Origin of the sequence: Sellimonas catena, from assembly GCF_027924685.1 — a bacterium.
Lineage (GTDB): Bacteria > Bacillota > Clostridia > Lachnospirales > Lachnospiraceae > Sellimonas > Sellimonas catena.
In genome coordinates, this window is record NZ_BSBO01000011.1 from 15117 (window position 1) to 34427 (window position 19311).

The 19311-nt window shown below is 45.3% G+C and carries 19 protein-coding genes; 17 read left to right on the plus strand and 2 right to left on the minus strand.

Translation table 11 applies throughout. The annotated features are described in order from the left end of the window. Positions 1 to 51 precede the first annotated feature (51 nt). From Selli1_RS06530 to Selli1_RS06560, 7 genes are read left to right on the plus strand one after another with little or no spacing between them, the layout of a single operon-like run. Positions 52 to 1332 (plus strand): type 2 periplasmic-binding domain-containing protein, encoded by a 1281-nt coding sequence (locus Selli1_RS06530; RefSeq protein ID WP_281872533.1) that lies wholly within the window; start codon positions 52 to 54, stop codon positions 1330 to 1332. A 38-nt stretch (positions 1333 to 1370) separates the two neighbouring features. Then, positions 1371 to 2657 (plus strand): ABC transporter substrate-binding protein, encoded by a 1287-nt coding sequence (locus Selli1_RS06535; protein ID WP_281872534.1) that lies wholly within the window; start codon positions 1371 to 1373, stop codon positions 2655 to 2657. A 37-nt stretch (positions 2658 to 2694) separates the two neighbouring features. Beyond that, the gene (locus Selli1_RS06540) at positions 2695 to 3552 is read left to right on the plus strand and encodes a carbohydrate ABC transporter permease (protein WP_281872535.1); all 858 of its coding nucleotides are present in this window, start codon (positions 2695 to 2697) and stop codon (positions 3550 to 3552) included. Then, on the plus strand, positions 3545 to 4321 hold the full coding sequence (locus Selli1_RS06545) for a carbohydrate ABC transporter permease (RefSeq protein WP_087169443.1): 777 nt from the start codon (positions 3545 to 3547) through the stop codon (positions 4319 to 4321). The genes Selli1_RS06540 and Selli1_RS06545 overlap by 8 nt, the downstream gene beginning before the upstream one ends. Before the next feature lie 5 nt (positions 4322 to 4326). Further along, the gene (locus Selli1_RS06550; RefSeq protein WP_144289696.1) at positions 4327 to 4740 is read left to right on the plus strand and encodes a hypothetical protein; all 414 of its coding nucleotides are present in this window, start codon (positions 4327 to 4329) and stop codon (positions 4738 to 4740) included. Continuing rightward, positions 4737 to 5549 (plus strand): hypothetical protein, encoded by an 813-nt coding sequence (locus Selli1_RS06555; protein ID WP_281872536.1) that lies wholly within the window; start codon positions 4737 to 4739, stop codon positions 5547 to 5549. Before Selli1_RS06550 ends, Selli1_RS06555 begins: the two co-directional genes overlap by 4 nt. Positions 5550 to 5569: 20 nt before the next feature. Beyond that, a complete protein-coding gene (locus Selli1_RS06560; RefSeq protein WP_281872537.1) occupies positions 5570 to 6448 on the plus strand; it encodes a DMT family transporter in 879 nt (292 codons plus the stop codon). A 126-nt stretch (positions 6449 to 6574) separates the two neighbouring features. Here the strand turns inward: Selli1_RS06560 and Selli1_RS06565 are convergent, their stop codons facing one another. Further along, the gene (locus Selli1_RS06565; protein WP_281872538.1) at positions 6575 to 7459 is read right to left on the minus strand and encodes a serine hydrolase domain-containing protein; all 885 of its coding nucleotides are present in this window, start codon (positions 7457 to 7459) and stop codon (positions 6575 to 6577) included. Positions 7460 to 7641: 182 nt separating this feature from the next. Here Selli1_RS06565 and Selli1_RS06570 point away from each other — a divergent pair, with 182 nt between their 5' ends. Next, positions 7642 to 8868 (plus strand): MFS transporter, encoded by a 1227-nt coding sequence (locus tag Selli1_RS06570; RefSeq protein WP_171027844.1) that lies wholly within the window; start codon positions 7642 to 7644, stop codon positions 8866 to 8868. A gap of 288 nt (positions 8869 to 9156) precedes the next feature. Here the strand turns inward: Selli1_RS06570 and Selli1_RS06575 are convergent, their stop codons facing one another. Further along, on the minus strand, positions 9157 to 9594 hold the full coding sequence (locus Selli1_RS06575; RefSeq protein WP_087168870.1) for a gamma-glutamylcyclotransferase family protein: 438 nt from the start codon (positions 9592 to 9594) through the stop codon (positions 9157 to 9159). A gap of 253 nt (positions 9595 to 9847) precedes the next feature. On the opposite strand from Selli1_RS06575, the gene Selli1_RS06580 reads away from it, so the two are divergent. The 9 genes from Selli1_RS06580 to Selli1_RS06620 all read left to right on the plus strand — a co-directional run bounded on the left by Selli1_RS06580 (position 9848) and on the right by Selli1_RS06620 (position 19175). Next, positions 9848 to 10228, plus strand: a complete 381-nt coding sequence (locus Selli1_RS06580; RefSeq protein ID WP_087168871.1) for a diacylglycerol kinase family protein — start codon at positions 9848 to 9850, stop codon at positions 10226 to 10228. A gap of 18 nt (positions 10229 to 10246) precedes the next feature. Then, complete coding sequence (locus tag Selli1_RS06585) at positions 10247 to 10639, plus strand: phasin family protein (protein WP_087168872.1); 393 nt, start codon at positions 10247 to 10249, stop codon at positions 10637 to 10639. 5 nt (positions 10640 to 10644) lie between these two features. Beyond that, positions 10645 to 12228, plus strand: coding sequence for an ABC1 kinase family protein (locus Selli1_RS06590; protein WP_087168873.1), 1584 nt, complete (start codon positions 10645 to 10647; stop codon positions 12226 to 12228). A gap of 85 nt (positions 12229 to 12313) precedes the next feature. Beyond that, on the plus strand, positions 12314 to 13081 hold the full coding sequence (locus Selli1_RS06595) for an SseB family protein (protein WP_087252519.1): 768 nt from the start codon (positions 12314 to 12316) through the stop codon (positions 13079 to 13081). A gap of 39 nt (positions 13082 to 13120) precedes the next feature. Then, on the plus strand, positions 13121 to 13762 hold the full coding sequence (locus Selli1_RS06600; RefSeq protein WP_087168875.1) for a cytidylate kinase-like family protein: 642 nt from the start codon (positions 13121 to 13123) through the stop codon (positions 13760 to 13762). Positions 13763 to 13965: 203 nt separating this feature from the next. Further along, complete coding sequence (locus tag Selli1_RS06605; protein ID WP_281872542.1) at positions 13966 to 15507, plus strand: LCP family protein; 1542 nt, start codon at positions 13966 to 13968, stop codon at positions 15505 to 15507. A 150-nt stretch (positions 15508 to 15657) separates the two neighbouring features. Continuing rightward, positions 15658 to 17514 carry an ATP-dependent nuclease gene (locus Selli1_RS06610; RefSeq protein ID WP_191437118.1) on the plus strand — a complete coding sequence of 619 codons (1857 nt, stop codon included), beginning with the start codon at positions 15658 to 15660 and terminating at the stop codon, positions 17512 to 17514. 22 nt (positions 17515 to 17536) lie between these two features. Then, entirely contained in the window at positions 17537 to 18301 is a 765-nt protein-coding gene (locus Selli1_RS06615; protein ID WP_191437119.1) for a 4Fe-4S binding protein, read from the plus strand. 31 nt (positions 18302 to 18332) lie between these two features. Next, a complete protein-coding gene (locus Selli1_RS06620) occupies positions 18333 to 19175 on the plus strand; it encodes a 4Fe-4S binding protein (RefSeq protein ID WP_191427144.1) in 843 nt (280 codons plus the stop codon). Positions 19176 to 19311 lie beyond the last annotated feature (136 nt).

Consider the following 19311-nt stretch of genomic DNA (forward strand, 5'->3'; position numbering starts at 1 on the left):
ATTTAGACAATAATAGCCGGATAATTGAACAGGAGAGGAGGGGGAAAAAGTATGAGAAAGCAAAGCATGATTCAGAAGGGAATGTCAGTGTTATGTGTATGCGCTCTGGCAGCAGGACTTTGCAGCTGTGGAACGGAAGAGAAAAGTGAAGAAGAGAAAATCCTGCGGGTCGTGACGGATGAAAGGCTGTATACGGAGGTGGAATCTGCTGCAGACTTTTTGGAAGGAGTGGATGGCGAAATAGAGGTGAGAATCCAAAGGCTCCCGGATGACAAGGAGGAACGGGAGATAGAGATTCAGAAACTGCGGACAGAGATTATGGCAGGAAAGGGACCGGATGTATATTTGCTGGATGGAAAACAGGAAAATGGAGAGGAGTTTCTTCCACTGTTGGAGAATCCATATCAGACAATGCAGAGCGGGGCACTGGCACCGTTGGATGAATTGATGGAGAAGGATTCTTACTGGAAGGATGATACTTATAGCGATGTGATATTGAAAGCAGGACAGTATGACGGACATCAGTATATTCTTCCTATGTCGGTAAGTTACTATGTACTGCCAAGACAGGAGGACATGGAAGAAATGTCGGGAGATACCTTGGGAGAATGGCTGGAACAGGCACGAAATTCTCAGGACACACGTTTAAAAACCGCTTTTTGGGCATCGTTATGGGCACAGAGTGGACGGTGGATACAGCCGGCAGCGGATTATGAGCGGGGAGAGGTACTGTTTAATAAAGAAAAGTGGATGGAATTTTCAGATCAGTATTTCCAGTTTCATATAGATGCAGGTGAGGAAGTTCATGAGACAGATAACTGGTATTATTTTGAAATGCTGTCGTCAGCAGTGTTTTCCGACAAGACTTCTCCGATAGATTTACAGGTTGTGCCGGATCTTGATGGACGGAAAATGGCAGCAATTCAGACTTATGGAGCGGTAGGAATGTCCAGTGATTTGAAACAGGAGGCGTACGATTTACTGATGCTGTTTTTAAATGACCGATCCCAGAAGTACACCCGGGAACATTCCGAAGATTCTATGATATTACCACAAATTTATGGGTATTTTGATTACGCTTTTGTTCCAGTGCAGGAAAGTGCATTTGATGCATGGATGCACTATCCGCCTGACGAAGAACTTGAGAAAATGCTGCAATCTTTCCGCGAACTTGAAGGCGCATATTTTTTGACCAGGGCAGAAAGAGAATTGTATGAAGGAGTATATGAGATTGATAGTCAGTCCACCTATCCAGACTACGACTGGAATCCGGCTCTTGCGAAGCTTGCCGACAGCATATGGAACACTTATAAGATGATGGTGTCAGAGTAAGAGAACAGGAGCTGAAAGAAGAGAGAGGGGGAGGGATGATGAGAAAGCGAAACATGGTTCGGAAAGGAGTTGCGGTTTTATCTGTGTGCGCTCTGGCAGCAGGACTTTGCAGCTGCGGAATAGACGAGAAAAGTGAAGAAAAGAAAATCCTGCGGGTTGTGACGGAAGATATTTTTTATGATGAGGTAAACTCTGCGGCAGAGTTCACTGAAGGTACGAACAGCGAAATACAGGTGGAAATTCAAACACTTGCGAGAAACAAAGAGGAACGGGAGCCCCAGATTCAGAAACTTAAGACAGAGATTATGGCGGGAAAGGGACCGGATCTTTTTTTACTGGAATGTATTCCGGAGAATGCGGAAATAGAAGGTGGATTTCTGATAGATAACCCGTACAAAACGATGCAGAGTGGAGCATTAGCGTCTCTGGATACATTCATGGAAAAAGATTCCTACTGGGAGGACGGCAATTATAATAAAACATTTCTGAAAGCAGGACAGTATGACGGACGTCAGTATATTATTCCAATGTCAGTATGTTACTATGTACTGCCAAGATCAGAGAACATAGAAGAGATGACGGGAGATACTTTGGAAGAATGGCTGGAACAGATCCGTGCTTCTGATGACATCCGTTTGAAACAGGCACTTTGTAAATTCGGCTCCACCCATAGTGCGCGGTGGATGCAGCCGGCGGCGGATTATGAGACGAAAGAAGTACTGCTTGATAAAGATAAGTGGGTTGAATTTTCAGAGAAGTATTTCCAATTTAGGAAAGAAGCATATGAAGAAATAAGCGGAAAAGAAAATGAACTATACTTTAGACCGTTGAACAAAACACTGCTCGCATTTTATGAATCTCAAATAGATCTGCAGGTTGTTCCTGATATCGAAGGAAGGAAAATGGCATCGATCATGTCTTATGGGGCAGTATCTATGTCCAGCGATCGAAAGAAAGAAGCTTATGATTTTCTCATGTTGTTCTTAAATGACCGGACGGAACAGTACAGAAAAAAACATGCAGATGATTCCAGCATGGGATTGCCGAGTTTATATGGATATCTGGACGGTAATTATATGCCGGTTCAGGAGACCGCTTTTGAGCAATGGGGAGAATTCCCATCGGAAGAAATGATTCAGGAAATGCAGGAGAGTTTTCGTGAGATCGACGGTGCCTATTTCCTGACAGAAGGAGAAAGGGCATTGAATTTCGATGTTATGGCGGGAAATTCCAGGGTTACGAATCTAAATTGTGATATAGAAACGGAGTTTTCCAAGATTGCCGACACCGCTATTGATACTTACAAAATGCTGGTGGAGGAGTAAGTGAACAGGAGCTGAAAGAAGAGAGGAGGGAGAAGTGATGAGAAAGAGAAACAGCGGTCTTCTGCTTGCGCTTCCGGCGCTGGCAGGCTTCCTTGTATTTTATTTCGTCCCGTTTCTGATTACGGGATGGTATTCGGTTTCTTTCGGGATCGGAAAAAGGGAATTTGTCGGAATGGCCAATTTTCAGGATCTGTTTGAAAACGAGATGTTTCTGCTGGCGGTAAAAAATACACTTCGCTATATGATTGTGACTGTTCCGGTGACACTTTTTGGAGCCATAGTGCTTTCGATACTGCTTCAGAATACGGTAAGAGGAGTGCGGTTTTTCCAGCTTTCCTTCCTTTACCCGATGATTCTGCCGATTGCATCGGTGGTACTTGGGGTACAGTTTCTCTGGGGCGAGTCCGGCATCTGGAATAAGGTGATGGAACTGCTTGGAGGAGAGGCAAAAGATTGGCTGAACTCTTCGGCGGCGTTCTGGGTGCTCTGCATTTTGTACTGCTGGCGGTTTACCGGTTACTATGTGCTCATTTATTTCGCAAGGCTTCAGATGATTCCAAAAGAGTATTATGAGTATGCAATGTTGTTTGGAGCCGGAAAGTTTCAGTCCTTCCGGCACATCACCTGGCCGATGCTGATCCCGACCTTTTTGTTTACAATTGTTCTTTCCGTGATGAATGCGTTCAAGTGCTACAGGGAAGCATTCCTCCTTGGAGGCAATTATCCGGATGACAGTATTTATTTGTTACAGCATTTTATGAACAACAATTTCCAGAACCTGAATTACCAGAAGATCTCCGCGGCTGCAGTCAGTATTGTCGCGGCGCTACTTCTGGCTGCCGGAGTTGTGTATGTGCTGTATCTGATTATGAGGAGGGGGAAGAAGTATGGCTAAAAAGAAACAAAAACGGATTCTTTTTCTGGGAATTCTCTCTCTGGTCTTTCTCTATCCGGTGATCTATATGCTGGTCTGCTCGGTCTGGGAAGGAAGAAATGCGGGAATTTCCCTGATGGGATATTATGAGGTACTGCTGGAAAGTCCGGGATATCTGATCAAATTCTGGAGAAGTCTTGGCATGTGCCTTTTGATTGCGGGAGGACAGACGGTGCTTGCGTGCATGGCAGGTACGGCGTTTGCAAAATACCGGTTTATCGGGAAGAAGTTCTGGCTGTTTGTCATGGCGCTTTTTATGATTCTTCCGGTACAGGTGACCCTGCTTCCAAATTATATTCTGATGGAGAAACTGGGCTTTTTGAACAGCTGGAAGTCTCTGATTATTCCGGGAATTTTTTCGCCGTTCGGAACAGTGTGGCTAACATTTATCTTTCAATCGATTCCGGATGAATGGCTGGAGGCGGCGAGGCTGGACCGTGCAAATCAGCTTCAGATTGTCCGCTATATTGTAGTGCCGGCTTCAAAGCCTGCTGTGGTGACCTTGTTTGTGCTCACCTTTGTGGAGAGCTGGAACATGGTGGAACAGCCGATCATTTTCCTGGAAGGAGAACTGGATTATCCGCTTTCGGTATTTCTCGCAAGCGTGATGGAAAACAGCATGGCAGTACAGTCGGTATGCGGACTGCTGTGTCTGATCCCGGTTACATTCTTCTTCCTGTATTATCATAAAGAGTTGACAGATGGTTTAAGAGATATTCTATGGAGTTGATGAGTATGAGGAAAAAGAAAGTTTGGATTGCCGGATGTACGGTGTTTCTTCTGCTTCTGATCTGCACAGTACTGTCTCTTAGGGTGGAGAAGATGATGCGGATCGAAGTGGAAACAGTCAGTCCGATCCAATGTACCGAGGAAGAACTGATAGACATGTTTACCCTTCCGGTGTCCTGTTTTAAAGAAGATGAGTTCGGGACAGCTCTTTACTATGTGGAAGAGCGGGAAGGGCTGTTTGGAAAGGAACTGTATGTTGTAAAGGACGAGAATGCTGCTGTAATGTGGGAAGAGGGAAATAAGGCGTATATCCTTTCTCAGTCGGCGAGGAATGATCAGGGAAAACTGAGAAAAATTGTGGATTATTCCGCGTGGCCGCTGGAAGACGGTGACGCAGTGGTGATTGCGGGGGAAGAATGATGGAAAAGGAGAGAAAAAAGAGTAGTAGAGGAATTGTTCTGTTTCTTACAGCATTGATTCTGCTTGCAGGATTGTTGGCTTTTCATATGTTGATTGGACGGGGTATGGAAAAGCAGATCGAAAAGCTCCCGGAAGGAATCCTGCTGAAACTTGCGGAGCCTTTGGAGGCCGGGGAGATTACGAAGGCAGAAACTGCCGGATATGAGATAGAAAACATAGAAGAGGGATCGGGCAGCGTTTCGGTTTATACTGTCAGAAAGACGAATGAGAAGCCGCTCCATGTCAATCAGGTGTCTGACTTTACATGGAATGTTTTTGGCAGACAGATCGAAGGAGAGAGTCTGAATCTGTCCTCACACAGAACAATGGCTTCGCAGGCAGTGTATCTGTCATGGCTGATTGCATTGCTTCCGATGAGCGTGATCCTTCTGATTGTCGGTATCCGAAAACTCGGGGCATTGCAGGAGAAGCAGTGGAGACAGGGAGTCGAAGGCGTACTGATGATTGGAGCATGGCTTGTGGTGATCTATTTTCTGACAGGAAAACTTGAGATACCGAGAGAATTTCTGCCGCCGGAACAGATCCTGGATATCCGGTTTTATGTGGATGGAATCCGGGGATTCTTTGCGGATGATAGATGGACCGATCTGGAACTGTACCAGACGCTCCGGGCATGTTATAATCAGGAGGTGGAAATTTATGGAGCCTGGGTTATATGCGGATGGATCGGTACACTGATTTTCTGGATAGCCGCAGGTGTGGAAAGCCGTAATCAAAAGAAAAGAGAAAGAAGACGGCAATACGGATAGACAAAGGAGAAACGATCGGCATGCACAACGAAGAGCAGTCAGTTCAGTCAGAAGAATATAGAAAAAGTCTGATATCATTACATATTGCAGTCATGCTGTTTGGGCTGTCTGCTGTCCTGGGACAGTTTGTGACAGCTCCGGCAGTGATTGTAGCAGGAGGGCGGGTCATCTGTTCCTCCCTTTTGCTTTTCCTACTTTCTATAGCAGGCCGAGCCTCCCTGAAACTCAAATCGAGGAAAGACTATGGCATCGCGGTGTTTGCAGGGATCATTCTGGCAGTCCACTGGACGACCTTTTTCCAGGCGATTCAAAGTTCCTCTGTGGCGATCGGGACCATTACCTTTTCTACGTTCCCGCTGTTTTTGACATTTCTGGAACCACTTTTGTTCCGGGAAAAATTGAAGGTGACAAGTGTGTTGAGCGCGGCGATCCTGCTTCTTGGCGTCTTTATTACGATACCGGAATTTTCACTGGAGAATCAGATTACCATCGGGATCCTTTGGGGAATGGTGTCCAGTCTGTCGTATGCGGTTCTGTCTCTGGCAAACCGGTATCTATCCCGCAGTTATGCGGCAAGAACAGTCTGCCTGTACGAACAGGGAACGGCAGCGGTTGTCCTGCTTCCGGCAATGTTTCTCGTAAAAACAAGCTGGACAACACAGAATATTCTTGGTATTGCTGCAATTGGTTTTATCTGTACCGCATTTGCGCATTCCCTTTATGTGGCTGCACAGCGGAAGGTAAAAGCCCAGACGGCCGGTATTATCTCCGGTATGGAAACAGTTTACGGAATCGTGTATGCACTTCTCTTTCTCGGAGAAGTGCCGGGGATCCGGGAACTGATCGGAGGTGCGGTGATTCTTGGAGTGGCGCTGGTAATTTCCTTGAGAAAAGAATAGCATCTTCTTTTGGGTGACGGAAGAAAGTGGTGTGTTAAGATGGAATATAGAAAAAAGAAGTACATTTTGAGAGTAGAAGATCAAAATGTACTTCTTTTGTGCTATTTGGAAAGAGATGGGAAAAATTTATCTAGAAATTTGAGGGTAAAGCAGTTCATAGACAGCATTGAGAAAACGATCTCCATCCCGGCACTCTGCAAAAGTTGTGACGACTGCCTGTTCGTCTGGAAATATAATTGACAACTGCGAATATTTCCCATCTGCTCGAAAGGAATGGTGCTTTCCACACCAAAAACAATAACCGTACGGAGCATCATAGTGTTGGCGGCTGCATTCATTGATCCAGTCGGAATCCAGTAGTTGATTTCCATTCCATTTGCCTTGCTGGAGACAAAATAAACCAAAGCGATGAAGCTCGGATAAGGTTAACATTAGCCCTGCAGAGCCAAAAGTATTTCCGAGGGGATCAGTTTCCCAGGTGGGATTCTTGATGCCAAGATAGGTAAAAAGACGAGGAGTCAAATACTCAACGAGATTACATTTTGCGCGTCTTTGTACCAGAACACCCGCCAGATACGGACCAACATTATTATAAACAAATTTGGAACCAGGGCTGTAAAGAAACGGAAAACGGAGAGACAATCTGACCCAGTTATCAGATTCTAAAAGAGGGCGCTCTGCATCCCGGAGATAACTCCTTTCCTGTCCTAAATGCATAGTCAGCAGATCTTTCACAGTTGCACAGGATAAATTCTCACTGATTGTAGACGGCAGGTCTTCTGCAAAAGCATCTGTTAGCTTTTCGTCTAAGGATAACAAATTTTCCTGAAGCGCAAAGCCTACAGCGCAGACAGTGAAACTCTTGGCTGCAGAATAGACGTTTCTACGATGTTCTTCTTCAAGATACCATTCGCCAACAAGCGTTTTCCCAATATTTATTTTCACACCCAAAAGCCCAAGAGGCCGTGTGGCATTAATAAAAGAATCCAATTGAATTAAAGAGTGCTTCATATGCAACCTCCTTTTGATGAAATATCGTATAGAAAAAGGGATTAATAAATTTCTGTCATTATAGATGGAAATATCTAAAAAGTCAATTTATAAAATTAAAATTTAAAAATTAATAGCAATTTTATTATGCTGGTGATATAATCGAAACAATATATTTCTAAAATGGAAATGGGATGAAGGGTATGAGAAAAGGAAGCATGATTGACGCTTCGGAAAGCGTAAGAAGGAAGAAAGTCAGAAGAACTTTTCTGCTGTTGAACTGTCTGTTTGAGTTTTATGCGGGAATTACAGGTGCGACATTTGTTCTGTTTCTGTACAGCAAGGGACTGAATACGATGGAAGCAAATCTTGTTGTTGCCATGTCGCTGATTGTTTCGTTTTTCATGGAGATTCCGACTGGCGCGTTGGCGGATTCAATTGGATATGTCAGGACGACTGTACTCAGCGGAATTCTGATGGCTGTGACCAATGTGCTGTTTTTCTTCTGTGATACAATGCCGGTATTTCTGGCGGCACAGATTTCTCTTGGTATTGCCTGTGCTTTTGAGTCCGGGACGCTGGATGCATGGGTTATCGACAATACGTCGACAGAAGAAAGCAGAACGGTCTTTATTTTGAAAAACAAAGGGATTTCTGTCATGATGATCCTGTCCGGCCTGTTAGGAGGTCTGGTTGCGGATTTTTATCTCGAAGGAATTTTCCTGCTTGCTTTTGTGGCAGCGGTGATTTACATAGGAATCAGCCTCGTAGTGATGCCAAAGGTGGAGACGGTCAGAAAGACGAGAACACAAAGGCAGATTTCAGAAGCAGCGTCTGGTGTAAAAAAAGTCATAAAAGAGAGCGTGCAGTACTGTATGAAAGACAAAAATGTCTGGAATGTGATTTTGTTTAACAGTATTCTGACTTTTGCGTTTTCACCGGTATTTGTATTCTGGTCGCCGGTGCTGCACAGTTTTGAACGCGTTAATTATACAGTGATCGGGCTGGCGTGGGTATTGATGCGGGCCGCAATGCTGGCTGGCAATGCAGTACTGGAACGAAGAAAAGAACGGTCGTTTTCGGCACTTGCAGTGATTAGTGCAGTATGCGGAATCAGTGTGTTTGCACTGGCATATCTGCATACATTCTGGAACCTGCTGTTTGGAATCCTTCTGTTTGAGTTTTTCCTGGGGATCATATATCCGCTCAAGGAGACCGTATTAAATGCAGGAATCAGCCATGAAAACAGGGCCACAGTCCTGTCCTTTCACTCAATGATTGTGAGTATTTTTAATTATGTTTCCATGCTGGTCATGGGAAAGATTGCGGAGATCTGGTCGATCGAAACGACATGGAAGATGAGCGGCCTGCTTTTGGTGATTGCAGGGATAGTTACCGTTATAAAGAAAAGAGAGAAACTCCTTTCCTGAAATCAGATTTCGGGAAAAGAGAGTTCTCTCTTTTTTTGTTTATGTGGCTTTAGCTGGTTAAGTGATTCGTTATATGCAACATCATAATATACGGTTAACAACCTGAAAAGTAAGGGCCTTAACCGCAAACTTTTTAGGCATGTTGTACGGTTAAGATCACGGTAGGGAGAGTCTCAACCGTAAACCTCCATTTGTTGCAACATTATAATGCTAAAACATAAAGAAATAGGAATAAGATTCTTTTTAATTTATGATGCTGCGTTAGATGGTTTGCACCAAGGTCAGATTTTAACAGCAGCCATGTTCCAGGGATGCTTCAAAGACAGACAGATCCAGTCCAAAGTCTCCATAGCCTTCCCGGATTGTCTGGATGTAGGTGTCTGACGGGCGGCCCGGTTTTGCTTCTTCGGCCATGATATAGACCATGGCTGTGATTGTCTGTCCGTCCTGAAGCGTAACCGGAACATCCTCTTTGTAGTAAAGGGTCGGGTACACTTCGTACTCGTCAAGGCTTTTTTCATTTTCCGGAGTAATATCCCACAGTGCGACCGGGGTGGCAGCACCTTCTTTTTTCTGGATGGTTGCATAGATTTTTTCCGGTTCAAGTCCACGGTAAATCAGTTCCCATCCTTCCAGCGTTCCGACTGCGTAAGGAACTGCGCCCGGGCACCGTTCTTCCATCTGTTTTTTGTGAAGATTACTTCCATAAGCTACATATAATCTCATATTTTCTCTCCTATTGTGTAATTTCTTGTATCTGTTTTCATTTTGTACTATTTTTGCGTATTTATCAATAGAATCCTGAAAAAAAGAAGAAGTGATATGATTTAAAAATCGAGTGGATTAATATTCGCAAGTGGAAAAATTCTGAAAATAATAAAAAAATAATGAGAAAGACTGGTTAATTTGCTCGAGATTTGATAAAATAATAATAAATTAGCGGGATACAAAGACCGGAGAAAGATGGGGGATGATAAGTATGCCGGGGAAAAAGAAGAATCCGCTGTGGAGGAGTTTTGGATATGCTTTTGCCGGAATCTGGACAGGAATCCGGAAAGAGAGGAATATGAAAATTCACTGCACGGCACTTCTGATGGTTGTGATTGCGGGGATTGCCTTCCGGATTACCGTTTCAGAATGGTGTATCTGCATTGTCCTTTGTGCGCTTGTCATGTCGCTGGAGCTTGTCAATACAGCAGTGGAAGCGGTAGTGGATCTGGTGACGGAGGAGAAAAAGCCCCTGGCAAAAACTGCAAAAGATACGGCGGCAGGCGCGGTTCTGATCGCAGCGATTGCTTCTGTCATAATAGGACTTCTGATTTTTGTCCCGCATATAGCCGGATGGTTCATACAGTCGTAAAAAGAGAGGAGAATACATATGGATGGATTAGGTGAAAATTTAAAGAAAGTACTTCTTGCCGGGGTAGGGGCCGTAGCGGTTACGGCAGAAAAGTCAAAAGATCTTCTTGATGAGATGGTAAAAAAAGGCGAGATCACGGTAGAACAGGGAAAGGTACTCAACGAAGAATTGAAGCATAATATCAGGAAGACTATGAAGGAAAAGGTCAATGTCTCCATCAAACCGTCGTCTCCGGAGGAACTTCAGGAACTGGTAGGAAAGATGACGCCGGAACAGCTTGCTGATTTAAAAGCGGCGATCCAGAAGATGGAAGAAGAGCCGAAGGCACAGGAGGAATCCGGGACAGATCCGGAGGGAAAAGCAGAAGAACCGGAAGAGACATCAGAAGAGGATAAAGGAGAGACAGAATAGTTTTAATGAGCGAGCAATCATCGGAAAAATATGGAAAACGTTTAAAAGAAATAACCTCAGTGCTCCATAAGCATGCGATTTCACGTGGAGTGACACCGGAAAAGCTCCGCCTGATTCTGGAGGAACTTGGTCCTACCTATATCAAACTGGGGCAGATTGCCTCCATGCATTCCGATATTCTTCCGAAAAAATACTGTGACGAGTTGATGCGGCTCCGTTCTGACGTGGCTCCGATGCCTTTTGAACAGGTACAGGAAGTACTGGAAGAAGCCTACGGATGTCCGTATACGGAGGTTTTTGCAGAGGTGGATCCGGTTCCCCTGGGGTCTGCATCCATTGCACAGGTACATAAGGCGGTACTGAAGACCGGGGAAAAAGTAGTGGTAAAAGTACAGCGGAAGGGAATTTATGATATTATGTCCCGCGACATCGGGCTTCTTCACAAGGCGGTCCGGCTGCTTCCGCCCATCAGCATGAAAGGTCTGGTGGATCTGGATATGGTGCTGGACGAGCTCTGGGCAGTCACTCAGGAAGAAATGAACTTTCTGATTGAAGCGTCCAACATGGAAGAATTTGCCAAAAAAAATGAAGATGTGGCTTTTGTGGGAACTCCGGCGCTTTTCAAGGAATATACGACAACCCATGTTCTTGTAATGGAGTATATTGACGGACTTGGAATTGATGAAAAGGAAAAACTGCTGGAAAACGGGTACGATCTGAAAGAGATCGGGACCAAGCTTGTGGATAACTATATTAAACAGGTTATGGATGACGGCTTTTTCCATGCAGATCCGCATCCGGGTAATGTAAGAATCCGGGACGGCAAAATCATCTGGATTGATATGGGAATGATGGGCAGGCTGACAGAAAGAGATAAAGATCTGATTGCCGAAGCAGTAAAAGGGGTGGCCGCCAATGATGTGGCGCTGATTCTGGAAGTGGTCATGGCTCTTGGAGAATTTCAGGGACATCCGGATCAGAGCGAGCTGTACAGAGATATCGGGGATCTGCTTTCTAAATATGGAACTGTTGATATGGGGGATATCGATCTGGCCGAAGTGATCCAGGATCTGATGGAAGTGATGAAGAAAAATAAAATCCGGATGCCGCACGGATTGACAATGCTGGCAAGGGGACTGACACATATGGAGGGGGTTCTTGCAGATCTGGCTCCTGAGATCAATATGGTCGGCATAGCAGCAGCGAGAATGTCTGGAAGCATTTTCCTGGAAAAAGACTGGAAGAATGCGTTAAAGCATAATGCAAGAAGCGTGTACCGGTCTTTGCATAAGGCACTTGACATACCTGCTTTGACGGCAGATATTCTTCATGGTTTTCTGAAAGGACAGAACCGGATCAATCTGGATCTGCATTCTACAGATGACCTGAATGAAATGCTGACCAGACTTGTGAAGCGGATCATCATGGGATTTCTGGCGATGGCTCTTCTGATCAGCTCAAGTATCATTTGTACGACGGATATGAAACCTAAAATTTGGGGAATTCCGGCGCTTGGCGCAATCGGATATATTCTGGCTCTTTGCATGGCTCTTTATATTTTTTTAAGTCATATCCATATCCGAAAATAAAGGAAAAGAAATAAATTGTAGGTTTTGGAGAAATCGTATATACTATATCTATGCAGGAATGACACAGAAAGGAAAGATATAGATTATGAGTGACGAAAAGAAGAATGAGACACTGACAGACAGAAAAAAAGAAGTAATTCAGTCAATCCAGAGGGCGGCAGAGATCTATACCATTGCATCCGTATGTACAAAGATGCCATATGTTTTCTGCGATCCGGAGACATTTGACGATGAAGTTTTTGTATTTTTGAAGCTTGAGGATGCACAGACAGCGGCGAAAGCACTTGCTGAGGAAAAGGAGCCGGTAAGTCTTGTAAAAGTAGAGAACAAGCAGCTTCTGCATTTTTTTTCCAATCTTTACACAATTGGAGTCAACTGTGTTGTTGTGGATCAGAATTCCGACAAGGAAGAGCGCCTTCAGCTTCAGGAGATTGTACATAGGGCAGAGGTAAAAGAATTACCGGATGGAAAGGTACGGGTGGAAAATCCGGAACTGGTTCTTACGGCATTATATCTGATGCAGAAAACCCAGAGACTCCGGTTAAGAGAAGGTGAGCAGGAGATCAAAGATCTTCAGGATGAAGTAATGGCGCATTTTTCCAGAGGACGTTATATCGTAGCTTTTGAGGCGGATAAGGGAATTCCTCTTTTAAAAGACAAGAAAGATGACACATATCAGCCGGTATTTACGGATATTATGGAATTTCAGAAATTCAACAGAGAAAATCGTTTCCGGACAGCTGTAATTCCGGCGGAAAAGATTCCGGATCTTCTTGCACCGGAGACAAAGGGTGTGACTATCAACCCGATGACGGTCAATCTACAGCTCCAGATCCGGAAAAAGAAAAACTGATTCCATGTTTCACTTATAAACGAAAAGGAGTGTGTGCATATGACGAATCATACTATTATTACCATTGGCAGACAGTTTGGAAGCGGAGGGCATGAGGTAGGAAACCGTCTTTCCGAGAGATTGAACATTCCGCTGTATGATAACAATCTGATTTCAATGGCAGCGCATGAACTGTCGATCAGTCAGGAGGCGGCAGAGAAGGTGGATGAGACAATCCTTGGAAAGTTTCTCTCGGCCTATGTAGTAAATATGCGTGATTATACAGTCTTTATCAATGACAGCAATGAATCTGTGCCGCTAAGCGACAAGGTTTATGAAGTCCAGACGAGTATTATCAACCGCCTTTCCGAGAGAGGACCATGCATTTTCGTCGGAAGATGCGCTGACTATATTCTGGGAGATTACAGCAACTGCATTCACACTTTTATCTATGCCTACAAGGAGGATCGGATCCGCCGTATCATGAAGATTTATGGACTGGATTCCAAACAGGCATGGGAAAAAATTAAGAAGATGGACCGGGAGAGAAAGACTTATTACGAAGCTCATACCGGAAGAGAATGGGGAAGTATTGAGGCGCATGGAATGCTTTTTAATGTAAGCCTTCTGGGGATTGAAGGAGTGACAGATGCGCTTGAAGCGATTTACAGAAAGTGGGAATCCAATGTCAAGCAGGGATAAAAACCTGACAGATTTCTTAATTTTTTGTGAAAACCAAAATCATAAAGAGCCGGGAACCTGCGCAAATACGGGATTTGTCGGGGGGTCCGGCTCTGTTTTGATGTCTTTTTTCCAAGGGTCCTGCTTGACTTCCTTTTGGAATACGGGATATAATCTAACGAGGGAATGAATGGGAATAAATAAGAGAAAAGGGAAGATGAACTATGTCGAAAATGAGTCGTCAGGACAGGCAGGCCTATGAGCAGGCATTGAAGAGACGAAAAAAGCAGAGCAGTCCGGGGAAAAGACAGCGGACGGCTTACTCCAGAACTTCCAAAAGCAGTACCGCAGGGCGATCCAGAAGCCGCTATACGGACTATGATGGAAATGAGATTGACGAAAGTTACATTAATAATAGAAGAAACAGCAGATACACAGGCTATGATACATATGATCGTTATAGCGGGTATGATGACTATGATTACGATGACTATGACGACTATGATGATGATTATGATTACGAGGAAAGACCGGGGAGAACCCGGATGCCGGAAGATCTTGGGTTTGGATACCGGAGAGAGAAAAGCTCCTCAAAAAGGAGAAGGCCGGAAGACTCCTATCCTGTGTCAGGCAAAAGGAGCCGGAAGCAAAATGGGAAGCTGATCCTTTTGATTCAGCTGATTGCTACGGCGTTGTTTCTGGCATCAGCAGTTTATCTGGGAATGATTCCGTGGCTTTATCTTGGTGCAGCAGCAATTGTCCTTTTGATTCTCGTTCTTCTGGTTTACCGGATGCAGAACGGATTCCGGAAGAAGCGTTTTCTGGGAGCGCTGCTTGGACTCCTGATCAGTGCAGTACTTCTCGTGGCGGCATTCTATATGTTTGAAGTGCGTTCCGCATTAAATGATATTACGGACGGCAATGAAGCACCGGAGTTAAGTGAAGCCGCCGCGGGTGTCAATGTTTCCGAAGATCCGTTCAGCGTTTATATCAGCGGAATTGATGTGTATGGAGACATTACGCAGCAGAGCAGAAGTGATGTCAACATCATCGCAACTGTGAATCCGAAGACAAAGCAGATTTTACTTGTTACGACACCGAGGGACTATTACGTACCGATCCCCGGTGTGTCGGAAGGTTACCCGGACAAGCTGACTCATGCAGGTACTTATGGAATCGCGACTTCCATGGCAACTCTGGAAGAGCTGTATGATGTGGATATCCCATTCTATGTAAGAGTAAACTTTACATCTCTGATAGAGATGGTGGATACTCTTGGAGGCATTGATGTTGAGTCGGACATTGCGTTTACGACGGGAGAGGAGTCAGGACTTGTCGTTGAGGTCAAAGAAGGAACCAATCATTTCAACGGCCAGGAAGCACTGGCATTCTGCCGTGAACGTCACGCGCTTGCGGAGGGAGATAATCAGAGAGGGAAGAACCAGCAGGCTGTCATTGAGGCCATGCTGAAAAAGGCAATGTCTCCATCGATCCTGATTAAAGGACCTCGTCTGATTGATCAGGTCAGCGGAAATACCGAGACCAATATGTCTACAAGCCAGCTCCAGGAGCTTGTCAGAGTCCAGCTGGCAGGGATGAATGGCTGGGATGTCGTATCTGTCGCAGCAGAAGGAACTTCTTCCACGGAGTATTGCTATTCCTACTCAGGAGGACCGCTTTCGGTCATCGTGCCGGATGATTCTTCCGTAGCTTCGATTCAGGAAAAGATCAATGCAGTAGAGGCAGGAGAAACGGTTTCCGAATAAAAGAAAAAGACGTATAAATAAAAGCCGGACAGAAAGGGAAGAAAAACTTTCCAATCTGTCCGGTTTTTTGCACGGAAAATGGATTATGACTGGAAGCATGAGAGCGATCCTGTTACAATAATTCTAAAAGGAAGGAAAGAAGGTGTTTCCATGCGTATCAAGGATATCCGTATCCGAAATTTTAAGTCGATCCGGGAGATTCATATCCCGGATATTGAGCAGGCATTGATCCTGGTCGGACAGAACAGTACGGGAAAGACGGCCATTCTGGATGCGCTCCGGACCGCGGGAGGAATCTATCAGGTTCAGCCGGAAGATTTCAGGGAAGATTTTCCCAATATTGAAATCATGCTGACATTGTCGGTAGAAGAGGAAGACTTAAAAAGACTGCATCAGTGCGGGATTGTCAGTTCCTACAGACGGTACGAATCCTGGTACCGGGACTTCTGCAGAAAGATTCCGTCATTTCATGACGGAGAGATGACATTTGAATGTACAGTGAACAAAGACGGGAAGGTGCGCTACGGTGATGGTTTCACAAAAAACAACCGCCATATTCCGATGCTCTTTCCGAAAATATATTATATTGACGCGCAAAGGGATCTGGAAAATTTTGAGGAAGATCTCTGGATGATGCAGGAGGATGATCTGGTAAAAAGAATGAGATCCGGAAGCTGTATGTTTGATATGGCCAAAATGTGTAATCACTGTTTTTCCTGTATCGGACTGATTCATAAAAAGACGACGGCCGAACTGAATGCGTTTGAGGCCGCAAAACTGTTGGAATACAAGCTGTATCATCTGAATCTGGACAGCTTTTCCCAGCGTGTCAATGCAAATTTCCGTAAAAACGGAGGGAAAGAGACAATCCGTTATTCGATGAACCGGGATATGGAGAAGATGCTTTCGGTTACAACGGAAATCAGCAGGGATGATCAGAATGGCATCCGAAGTATCGACAGCATGGGAAAGGGCATGCGGAGTATTTACATGCTTTCCCTTCTGGAGACCTGTGAGGAGACAAAAGTAGCGGGGACAGACCTGATCCTCGTGGAAGATCCGGAGATTTTCCTTCATCCAAAGCTGCAGAAGGTGACAGGAGATATCCTTTACCGGCTTTCCAGAAAGAGTCAGGTGATCTTTTCCACCCATGCGCCTAATCTCTTGGCAAACTTTAACAGCAGACAGATCCGCCAGGTGCTGACCGGAAAGGACGGCTCCTCCGAAGTCCGGGAAAAGACGGATATCAGTGAAGTGCTGGATGATCTCGGATATTCCGCCAATGATCTTATGAATGTAAATTTTGTTTTCATCGTGGAAGGGAAGCAGGATAAAAACAGGCTGCCGCTTCTGATCCGGAAGTATTATGACGAAACCTATGAAGAGGACGGGACACTTTCCAGGATTGCTATTATTACGACCAACAGCTGCACGAACATCAAAACCTATGCGAACCTGAAATACATGAACCAGATCTATCTCAGGGATAATTTTCTGATGATCCGGGATGGGGACGGGAAAGATCCGGGGGAACTGAAACGGCAGCTCTGCCGGTACTATGAAGAGCGAAATCTGGAAGACGTGGATAAACTTCCGCGGGTGACGGAGAAAAATGTACTGATTTTGAAGTATTATTCGTTTGAAAATTATTTTTTGAACCCGAAGATTATGGCTCAGCTTGGAGTCGTACCGTCCGAAGAAGCGTTTTATGAGATTTTTCTGGAAAAATGGAAGGAGTATCTGCATAAAATCCGAAGTGGGAGAAAGCTTCTGGAGGTACTTGGGAAAGATCTGGAGACAACAGAGGATGTGAAGGCCCATATGGAGGAGATCCGGATTCATCTCCGGGGCCACAACCTGTTTGATATCTTCTATGGAAGATACAAAAAGCAGGAAACCGAGCTTTTGAAGCAATATATTGACCTGGCGCCAAGGGAGGATTTCAAGGATATTCTCGATTCCATTGACCGGTTTATTTATTTTGAAAGCAGAGCAAGGAAGAACTAAAGGATTAAAGGAGAAAAAAAGGATGCGAATTGTAAACATACTGTTCAGCCCGACAGGCGGAACGAGAAAGGCAGCAGAAAAACTGACGGAGACTTGGGGAACAGAAACGGAAACGATGGATCTGATGACGTACGGGGCTGACTTTTCTGAAGAGAGGTTTACAGAAGAGGATGTGGTGGTATTTGCTGTGCCATCTTTCGGGGGCCGTGTTCCGTCGGCAGCCGCAGAACGGTTTTCCAGAATCAAGGGAAATGGAGCAGCGTGTATTCTGCTCTGTGTTTACGGCAACCGTGCTTACGATGATACACTGGCAGAAATGGAAGATCTGGCAAAGGACTGCGGCTTTCAGGTGACTGCGGCTGTGGCTGCGATTGCGGAACATTCGATCGCACATCAATATGCGGCCGGACGCCCGGATGAAACGGATACGGAGAATCTGCATGCTTTCGGAGAACAGATCTGGCAGAAGATTCAGAGAGGAGAACGGGCTTTAACGGAAACGATTCCGGGGAACCGCCCGTACCGGGAAGCCGGAGGCGGAGGAATGCTCCCGCAGCCATCAGACACCTGTGTGAAGTGTGGACTCTGTGCGGCAAAATGTCCGGTTCATGCAATTGATCCCGAGGATCCGGCTGACATTCAGGAGGAAACATGTATTTCATGTATGGGATGTACGGCAGTATGCCCGCATGGCGCACGGGCACTGCACCCGGACGCCGTGGCCATGGTCAGTGAAAAGCTAAAAGAAGTATGCTCTGTCAGAAAGGAATGTGAATTGTATCTCTAATTGCCGGGTGTGGAAGAAAGGGGCGGAAAAGATGGAGAAAATAATGCTGGAAAAGCAGATTGAACAGTTTGTCATGGAGAACAGACTGAATTACGTGTCTGAGGAGGAAGCAATTGCGCCTGAATATGCAGGACTTCGCATGTACGACCCTCCTATCTGGGGATATGGGGATGCAAATGATCCGATGTTTGAGGAACTGAAAAAGAAAGAGGCGGTGGGAGAACAGTTTCTCCTGCCGGATGCATGGCTCCCGGACGCCAAAAGTGTCATCAGTTTCTTTATTCCGTTTACGGATGAGGTCAAAAAAAGTAACTGGACTGATGCGGCGGAGCCGTCTGCCCAGTGGCTGCACGCCAGGATTGAAGGACAGCGGTTTGTCATTGCAGTCTGTGATGAGATCCAGAGAATTCTCAAGGAAGAGGGGATCATAAGTGTGATTCCGGCATCAGACCCAAGGTTTGAAAGTGTGACAAAACCAGATCCAGAACGGGGAGAAAAATGGCAGGGTGCCTCTTATACAAGCAACTGGTCGGAACGTCATGTTGCCTTTGTGTGCGGACTCGGAACCTTTGGCCTGTCCAAAGGGCTGATTACAGAAAAGGGAATTGCGGGGAGACTCGGAAGTCTGATTGTCAGTGAAAGATTTGAACCGAGAAAACGGGAATATACAGACATTTATGAGTACTGTACCCGTTGCGGCGCATGTATCAGACGATGCCCGGCGGGAGCGATTTCGCTGGAAAACGGAAAAGAACATCTGCCGTGCGACCAGTTTCTGGAAGAGACAAAGAAAAAGTATGCACCCCGGTACGGATGCGGAAAATGCCAGACAAAAGTGCCGTGTGAGAGCAGAATACCGGGAAAAAGAGGATAAGAGAAAGACGGAAGTTTTTGAGCCGGATGGTTTTCAACAGTTGAATGCCATCCGGCTTTTACTGTTTAGAAATTGTTTAAGAAATGATAGAAGAATTTTTAGCCGTCCGTGGTACGCTTTAGGAAAGAAAACCAGA

Excerpts from the sequence above, each read along its gene's own strand:
- Selli1_RS06530 (WP_281872533.1), top strand. The coding sequence starts at position 52 with ATGAGAAAGCAAAGCATGATTCAGAAGGGAATGTCAGTGTTATGTGTA.
- Selli1_RS06535 (WP_281872534.1), top strand. The coding sequence starts at position 1,371 with ATGAGAAAGCGAAACATGGTTCGGAAAGGAGTTGCGGTTTTATCTGTG.
- Selli1_RS06540 (WP_281872535.1), top strand. The coding sequence starts at position 2,695 with ATGAGAAAGAGAAACAGCGGTCTTCTGCTTGCGCTTCCGGCGCTGGCA.
- Selli1_RS06545 (WP_087169443.1), top strand. The coding sequence starts at position 3,545 with ATGGCTAAAAAGAAACAAAAACGGATTCTTTTTCTGGGAATTCTCTCT.
- Selli1_RS06550 (WP_144289696.1), top strand. The coding sequence starts at position 4,327 with ATGAGGAAAAAGAAAGTTTGGATTGCCGGATGTACGGTGTTTCTTCTG.
- Selli1_RS06555 (WP_281872536.1), top strand. The coding sequence starts at position 4,737 with ATGATGGAAAAGGAGAGAAAAAAGAGTAGTAGAGGAATTGTTCTGTTT.
- Selli1_RS06560 (WP_281872537.1), top strand. The coding sequence starts at position 5,570 with ATGCACAACGAAGAGCAGTCAGTTCAGTCAGAAGAATATAGAAAAAGT.
- Selli1_RS06565 (WP_281872538.1), bottom strand. The coding sequence starts at position 7,459 with ATGAAGCACTCTTTAATTCAATTGGATTCTTTTATTAATGCCACACGG.
- Selli1_RS06570 (WP_171027844.1), top strand. The coding sequence starts at position 7,642 with ATGAGAAAAGGAAGCATGATTGACGCTTCGGAAAGCGTAAGAAGGAAG.
- Selli1_RS06575 (WP_087168870.1), bottom strand. The coding sequence starts at position 9,594 with ATGAGATTATATGTAGCTTATGGAAGTAATCTTCACAAAAAACAGATG.
- Selli1_RS06580 (WP_087168871.1), top strand. The coding sequence starts at position 9,848 with ATGCCGGGGAAAAAGAAGAATCCGCTGTGGAGGAGTTTTGGATATGCT.
- Selli1_RS06585 (WP_087168872.1), top strand. The coding sequence starts at position 10,247 with ATGGATGGATTAGGTGAAAATTTAAAGAAAGTACTTCTTGCCGGGGTA.
- Selli1_RS06590 (WP_087168873.1), top strand. The coding sequence starts at position 10,645 with ATGAGCGAGCAATCATCGGAAAAATATGGAAAACGTTTAAAAGAAATA.
- Selli1_RS06595 (WP_087252519.1), top strand. The coding sequence starts at position 12,314 with ATGAGTGACGAAAAGAAGAATGAGACACTGACAGACAGAAAAAAAGAA.
- Selli1_RS06600 (WP_087168875.1), top strand. The coding sequence starts at position 13,121 with ATGACGAATCATACTATTATTACCATTGGCAGACAGTTTGGAAGCGGA.
- Selli1_RS06605 (WP_281872542.1), top strand. The coding sequence starts at position 13,966 with ATGTCGAAAATGAGTCGTCAGGACAGGCAGGCCTATGAGCAGGCATTG.
- Selli1_RS06610 (WP_191437118.1), top strand. The coding sequence starts at position 15,658 with ATGCGTATCAAGGATATCCGTATCCGAAATTTTAAGTCGATCCGGGAG.
- Selli1_RS06615 (WP_191437119.1), top strand. The coding sequence starts at position 17,537 with ATGCGAATTGTAAACATACTGTTCAGCCCGACAGGCGGAACGAGAAAG.
- Selli1_RS06620 (WP_191427144.1), top strand. The coding sequence starts at position 18,333 with ATGGAGAAAATAATGCTGGAAAAGCAGATTGAACAGTTTGTCATGGAG.